Here is a 6,780-nt window from a genome sequence, read left to right on the forward strand (position 1 = left end):
AGGCTTTCAAATTGGTTTGAGAAATAGTAGGAGTGTGATATCCTTTTTGGATTATTGTGAATACCACACATAAAATCCATTTGCAATTAGTCTTGGACGAATGCACCTCGCCCAAGACTGTTTTTTACCTGAACTTGAAAGACATGACCGTAGCTTTCGACAAGCCCACGTCGCTAGTTGTGAATGTCTGCAATAGCTCTATGAATTGTTTTTGTAGAGTCATTTTGTAGCCGGACAGGTCTTTTGATAACTGGCGGTTTATGTATTGACATCGCTAAAATAGTTGAAGTTTTTGTGAATTATCCTGTACTACGGGCTTGTTATAAGTCATACCTTCGACTTCGTAGCAACGACTCATAAGTTTGTTTCCTTTGATTGGGCAGAGGTGAAAACAGATATTGTGGATGCTGTATGGTACCTGCATCACCCAGATATTGACAAAGGATAGCGTTGATTTGGTAGACCTTTGATGAACTTAACAGTGTCGCGTCGTACACCTTAATCAAATTTGTTTCCATCTGATTAGTATTGAAATGTGTCATAATTTAGTGTTGAATCGATTTTTCTCTTCAGTCAGACTGATTGAATCTGACTGGAGAGTTTTTCACGCATAATGTAGTTATTCAATTCTTTTACACATTCTTTCAAAGATAGAAATGATCGAAAATCAGGTTTGATTTCTCCTTCAATTCATCTGGCAGTGCTTGAAAATCAAACTCCTCTGAGTCCCAAACTTCATCAAGGCTTGTAGACTCATCAACAATGTTTGCAATCAAACAAGATTCGTCGCTGTAATTCCAATCGTTAGCCAAAAGCCACGGCAGGACTCCCTCGGATTGCAATAGTTTCTCAACGTCGAACGAGTCGGAAAACTGTTATAAGTTTTCGATACTGGGCTGAACAATTGTTATAGTCATCTTTGATTATTTGTGAATAGGTAAACAGCACACGTTGGCTGTAGACAAGGCTTGAGCAACTGATGGTATTGCTAACTACAAGCCCTGTTTACAACAAGTTAAAAAAAGTCGGAAGTCGTAGGTCGGAAATCGGAAGTCGGAAGTATAGTTTTCCAGACGTCAAGTTAAACCCCTTTCTCATTACGAGCTTTGGTATTGAGGATGGGGATGGAAATTTTGACCTCTTTATTTAGAAATCCTGGTCTTCACTTCCGACTTCCGACTTCGTTAAAATGCCATTTCATTGCGATCGCCCTATTTTTATTGATCAGTTTGTTGTGCCTTCAGCACAACACTCTCACTCTTTTATTGGCGAAGCCTCATAAAGCAATTTCAGTTAAGGTGTATCAGTTAATGTAAAAACACCAGACAGCACTAAGCTGTAGAGAAGATATGCTATTTCTTCTGTACAACCGCGTGATATCTATTGAAAAGCGATCGCATACCTCAAAAGTAGCGATCGCAACGGAAGGATTCATCAGCCAGAATCAGCCACGTTAATTACTCCTGAACCATCAACTCTTGCAGCAACGCATCATTTATCCTTTGTGCCTCTGTCCCACTACTTTTCCTAACACTCTTCCATCACTCTGGTGAAAACAATAATCGAAGTAGAAAACTGAAACTATTACCAAATCAAGGTTTGAGGCTTTATTTTCTAATAGAAATTAAAAAATATAGCCAAAGCCTGGAAAGTGAAGTCTCGTAAGCCTTGCAGCGATTGCTTTCTCCAAGAGTGATGGAAGAGGGCTAATATCAAAAGCTTGCTGCACTATGGTTTGAACTGACTCTGGCAATGATTCAAATTTTTCCGAATTGAGTATGACGAGGCGACAACCAGGATAAGGCATAAAATCAGTAAACAGTTCCATCCCCGATGTAATAAGAGTTTTGCTCCCGTTCCGTGATCGGATGATGGGATTTTTGGTTGTCCTGAGTGCAGTTGATTTCTGATGCCATGTAACCACAAAACCAACTTAAAGTGTAAAATGCCCAAAAATGCAGCAGCGATCGCGCTAGTGAACAATAGATATATGCAGTTGTGCAAGTATAAAAATTTAGAAAACACGCAAAAATAAGTTGAACACTTTTACTTGGTAATTAAGGCTAACAGCTTATTTCAAATTAAATTTGCACTACTTCTTTTTACTTGATCCTTTAAGTCTTTTAGCTTTAGTCTGCTTACAGAAAAATACTCTGTTTATGAAGTAGTTAGCGTATAGTTTTGGGTATTCTTCTGGCTACTTAGTTTAATTATATTTCTGAAAAACTAATTTAAGCACGAATAATTAGAGCAATTAATGAACGCTTATCAAATGATTGAACTTTACCCGCTTTACCTACTAAGTTACGAACAGGAGCTTATGGAGTTGGTTCAACTCGCTGGCAAACTATTCTCTATATTCTGATTCCCGCAGCATTCTCTGGCATTGTCGGTGGGATCATGCTGGCATTAGGCCGAGCATTGGGAGAGACAATGGCAGTAACTTTAGTAATTGGTAATAGTAACGACTTAAATTTCTCTTTAATTGCACCTGCAAATACAATTGCTTCTCTAATTGTCAACCAATTTTCTGAGTCAACAGGCATACAAAAATCTGCCCTCATGTATGCAGGATTAGTTTTATTTGCCATTACTTTGATAGTAAATATTTGTGCTGAGTTAATTGTTCGTAAAGTCAAGAAATACTAATAAAATTAGCAATTATCGCGATGACTTCTACTCCACAAAAGCAGCAATTTAATCAATCTGTTGATGAAAATTTTGAGCATTCCTACGCTCATCCTGAAACAGTGATGGATTTGGTGCTAACAAGCATTACATTTGTCTTACTAGGAATTACGCTTTTACCTTTGTTACTCGTTCTTGGTTATGTAGTTTTTAAGGGAGCCAGTCGATTTAATCTGGAATTATTTATTGGGCAAATACCAGTTGCTTTAGAACAAGGAGGTGGTATTGGTAGTGCGATTGTTGGCACATTAATTACAGTAGCGATCGCCTCTATTATCAGCATTCCCTTTGGGATTCTGGCCGCAGTCTATTTATCCGAGTTCAGTTCTGCTAAAGTCGCTGATTCGATTCGCTTTGCTACTAATGTATTGAGTGGTGTCTCTTCAATCATTATAGGTATCTTCGCTTACGGCGTTCTTGTAGTCACTACAGGTAAATTTTCTGCATTTGCTGGCGGATTTGCTCTAGCTATTTTGATGCTACCGATTATAGTCAAAAGTGCTGATGAAGCTTTGCAGCTTGTACCCAAAGAGGTACGCTGGGCATCAGCTGGGGTAGGCTCGACAAAATTTCAAAGCGTGCTACAGGTTGTTTTACCAGCCGCCTTGCCAACAATTCTAACAGGAATCACCTTTTACAGATTTTTAATAGCGGTGACTTTACTCGTGCTGTCGCTGATAAAGCAATACGGTTCAGTTAAGGCTAACAAGCTGATTATTAATATGGAATTTCGGAACGTCTATTCGTTGTCCAGTCCCTCTGTGGTGAGGCTTTTTAGAGCGAAACTTGGATACAGGTTTTTTAACAACTCTGGGATTAATACGGTGAACACGCTCAGGTAACAACGTATCTAAAATCTCGACAATTAACCAATCGAAAAAAAGGGAAATTCTTCTGGCTGTAAGTCTTGAAACTTAGGAATAGCACGACGAATAACTCGTAATGTACCTGTAAAACTCAAGTCTAATGGTGGAATCCCAGCAGTAGTTGCAGCTTGAAACATTAACATTCGTACTGACCAATGACCTAACAACCAACCATAAATTTCTTGTACTACTTCTCGTGGTTTTTGAGAACGAACGTGAGTTTTACGCCCTAATAAGTGAATTTTTAACTCATCAAGCGTATTTTCGACTTCCCATCGTTGATGATATTCTTTGGCTAACAGTTCTGCGGGAAATTTTTCAATGTCTAATAAGCTAGTAATTAAGCGATAAGTAAGTTGTTCAGTTGGATTTTGCGGATGCTCAATTGTGTATTCAATAACTCTCACTATGCTTGGCATACAATCTTTTGAGCGCAGTTTTCCTGAACGATTGATCCATGATAAATAGGAACCGTCTTCTAACGGTTTTTCTACTACGAACTTCACATTGGCGGGGATTCTTCCTAAATAATCACACCCCTTGGATACCGTTTTCTCCACCATGTGATATGAATGTAAACCTCTATCCCACATCAACAACATTCCTGATTGTACAGAGCGTAATAATTTTAAAGCTCGAACCCGTTCTCCCATACGATCAGGACACATTAAGGCATCAAATATAATGTGCGTTCCTGCCTCTACCAAGATGACTAATCTGACCTTGGGAAATGCTGCTTGTGTCCCTGGACGACTGCTGGGACGACCAAATACTCTGGCATTTTCCTCACTATCTGGCACATCAAAACAGCTACCATCGATTACCACTATTCGTAATCCATTCAAAAATACTCCTAATGTTTGAGCCGTTGCTATTGGTTTTACTAGCTGATGAAATAATTGGCTCATCACCCTGACTCCCAATCTTTGTCGAGCTTGTGTAATTGCTGATTTACAAGGGAAGGAGCCAATATTTCCCAACTTTTATCCATGCTATAAAAAGACCATCAACTAAGTTTTTAAGTACATCTCGCATCGAATCTCTCGACCACAGACTCATTGCTACTACCAAACAAATTACCAAATGCGCTGGTAAAGAACGATTTCTTTCTTCGTTAGCTTTGCTTTTTGCGATCGCTTGCTCAATAGCAGTTGCAGGTATGGCTGTCTCTATTGCTTTCAGCAAATCCTGGCTTTGTATTATTGGAGACAACAAGGAGAAGTCTTTGAGATGCACTACAGTTGATTTTTAGCGTTGATTACAATCCTTAATTTACAGTACTTTTAACCTTAACTGAACCGTATTGACTTATACCTAACTCGTTATACCGTTTAACCAATGCGTAGATCCATGTTCTGCTATAGCCTGTTACTTCCTCTACTTCTTCCGTCTTTTTTCCTTGTGCTATAGCAATCCTAAATGACTCATGAGAAAACACCATATTCATAGAGTTGAAGGAAGTCAAAAATTTGACATTAATTGTGTTTTCAGAGTTACCTTTCTTGGCAGAATACGTGAGAAATTCCTTTGTTTTATAGTCTAATTCACTAAAGTATGTTTGTTGATCACGAGCGTTGACAACTGGAATTGAAATGCACTTCGGTTTCAGGTCATTTAGCGCCCAAGCTTTTAGATCATCCTGGTCAATAAAATCAAAGTTCTCTTTTGCCATTATTCGGTTAGCTGTATTTTCTGTAGCAACTTGAAAGGGTAGATAGCCGCGAGATCCCCAAACGGATGCTGAACGATTAGGATCATAATCAATGAGCAAAACTTTATATCCTTTCTGTGCGAACAGGCAAGCCAGACACACTGCTGAGGTAGTTTTGCCCACACCTACTTTAAAGGCAGTAAGTGTTACAAATTTGGTCGCCAAAATTCTGTTTCCGTTACTCGTGAATGAAAAGATTCTACCTTGCTGTAGTAGAGTTATTTACTTTATAAGAGTTTTTATGGCTATTTGTGCTGCTGACCCAAAACGTTTTGGGTCATTCAATATACAACTTCAACAACCGGAGCCAAGTAGAAGTCTGACGATCGCACTACTAATGATTTATTAGTTTTGATTAGAATGTCTTAGCTAAGAAGCTGATACCGCGATAAGTGGGGCACATGGTATTCGAGTGTTGGCACTGTCAGCAGGGAATAATCTGTGAGTACACTGGGGAACCTATGATGGGAGAATACAAAGACCATCCTTTACTAATTCAAGTGAAAGTCCAATGTCCTAATTGTGAGCAGACGGCGATTAGATTAACAACAGGTCAGGTGGTTTCGACAACAGCGATTCCTTTTCCTTGGCAACAATGATGGCACACGTCCTCTTCAAGAGTGATTAGTAAAAGATATTTACGATTGATAATGCAAAAGTTGAAAATTTCACCCTCGATAATAACTGCACTAACGGCACTGACACTAACTAGTTGCAGCACTACTACTGCTGAACAGTATGAAGCTACAGCACTCACCAGTTACTCCTGGCAAGTCAAATATGCGAATAACCTAACAAATCAACCACAGCCACGTATTGAAATCTTTGCGAATACTTCAGTGGTGAATCGGAATGGATTGAAACCGCCAGGAGCAGTTGTTGGGCCAGATGACCAAGGGTTATGGTGGCCTACTTTACCACCGCGACCAAGTGTTGATGAAGTTGAACAACGTAAAAGACCTCAAGAAGAGATAGGAAAACCTGAATTAGTGAAAGATGTAAAGTACAAGCTGACTTATGGAGTGGGTAATTCTCAGCAGACACTACCTACTAATTATGATGTTTATCGGCAAGTAGTAAAAGCTTACCCCCAAAAAACTCCTTTGGAATTGACTTTGGGTGTGAATGATAATTCAGTAGAGAAAGTTGAACCTGTAAGCAAGTAATAGCGCACTCGTTACATAGTCAGCAAGCAGTTAAAGATCGAAACTGAATTGCTTTTCAACAAAAAATTGACAGTGAAGTATAAATCAAAGAGTCAACGATGAATCGAGGAGACTTAAGCAACGAAGGTTGGGAGAGGTTAAAACCGTTACTACCAACCCAAAAACCGAAAACAGGTAAGCCAAATAATAGACCTCTTGCAAAAGTCACTCAGGAAGATTTGATTTTGGGGAGAAAAAGCTCGTAATTGTAGAGAGCAGCAATTAGATTAAATCGCAAACTAAATCTTTTTCGGCGATTTCTATAAGTAAGAGACAAAATTTTAAATACCTTTAACCTGCGATTTACATG

General features: G+C 39.0%; 4 protein-coding genes and 6 pseudogenes. 4 read left to right on the plus strand and 6 right to left on the minus strand.

Features of this window, described 5'->3' with window-relative positions; all coding sequences use genetic code 11:
* Positions 1-644: 644 nt before the first annotated feature.
* Positions 645-812: a hypothetical protein gene (locus RMX98_RS32450; RefSeq protein ID WP_322681675.1), complete on the minus strand. Its 168-nt coding sequence runs from the start codon at positions 810-812 to the stop codon at positions 645-647.
* Positions 813-2,322: 1,510 nt separating this feature from the next.
* Here RMX98_RS32450 and RMX98_RS32455 point away from each other — a divergent pair.
* Together RMX98_RS32455 and RMX98_RS32460 are read left to right on the plus strand one after the other, a co-directional pair.
* A pseudogene (locus tag RMX98_RS32455) lies at positions 2,323-2,649 on the plus strand (PstC family ABC transporter permease); the annotation flags it as partial.
* A gap of 20 nt (positions 2,650-2,669) precedes the next feature.
* Positions 2,670-3,530 (plus strand): PstA family ABC transporter permease, encoded by an 861-nt coding sequence (locus tag RMX98_RS32460; RefSeq protein WP_322681674.1) that lies wholly within the window; start codon positions 2,670-2,672, stop codon positions 3,528-3,530.
* Positions 3,531-3,553: 23 nt separating this feature from the next.
* Here the strand turns inward: RMX98_RS32460 and RMX98_RS32465 are convergent.
* The 4 pseudogenes from RMX98_RS32465 to RMX98_RS32480 form a co-directional block, all read right to left on the minus strand.
* Positions 3,554-4,790 (minus strand): annotated as a pseudogene (locus RMX98_RS32465) (IS4 family transposase).
* Positions 4,791-4,848: 58 nt separating this feature from the next.
* Positions 4,849-4,962 (minus strand): annotated as a pseudogene (locus RMX98_RS32470) (IS630 family transposase); the annotation flags it as partial.
* 66 nt (positions 4,963-5,028) lie between these two features.
* Positions 5,029-5,148: pseudogene (locus RMX98_RS32475) on the minus strand (IS630 family transposase); the annotation flags it as partial.
* Positions 5,149-5,280: 132 nt separating this feature from the next.
* Positions 5,281-5,430 (minus strand): annotated as a pseudogene (locus RMX98_RS32480) (ParA family protein); the annotation flags it as partial.
* A 236-nt stretch (positions 5,431-5,666) separates the two neighbouring features.
* On the opposite strand from RMX98_RS32480, the gene RMX98_RS32485 reads away from it, so the two are divergent.
* A complete protein-coding gene (locus RMX98_RS32485; protein WP_322681673.1) occupies positions 5,667-5,864 on the plus strand; it encodes a hypothetical protein in 198 nt (65 codons plus the stop codon).
* Positions 5,865-5,915: 51 nt separating this feature from the next.
* Positions 5,916-6,431, plus strand: coding sequence for a hypothetical protein (locus RMX98_RS32490; protein ID WP_322681672.1), 516 nt, complete (start codon positions 5,916-5,918; stop codon positions 6,429-6,431).
* A 208-nt stretch (positions 6,432-6,639) separates the two neighbouring features.
* Here RMX98_RS32490 and RMX98_RS32495 read toward each other — a convergent pair.
* Positions 6,640-6,780 (minus strand): annotated as a pseudogene (locus tag RMX98_RS32495) (IS5/IS1182 family transposase); the annotation flags it as partial.

The sequence above is a fragment of the Nostoc sp. DedQUE02 genome (assembly GCF_034531035.1).
Classification (GTDB): Bacteria; Cyanobacteriota; Cyanobacteriia; order Cyanobacteriales; family Nostocaceae; genus Nostoc.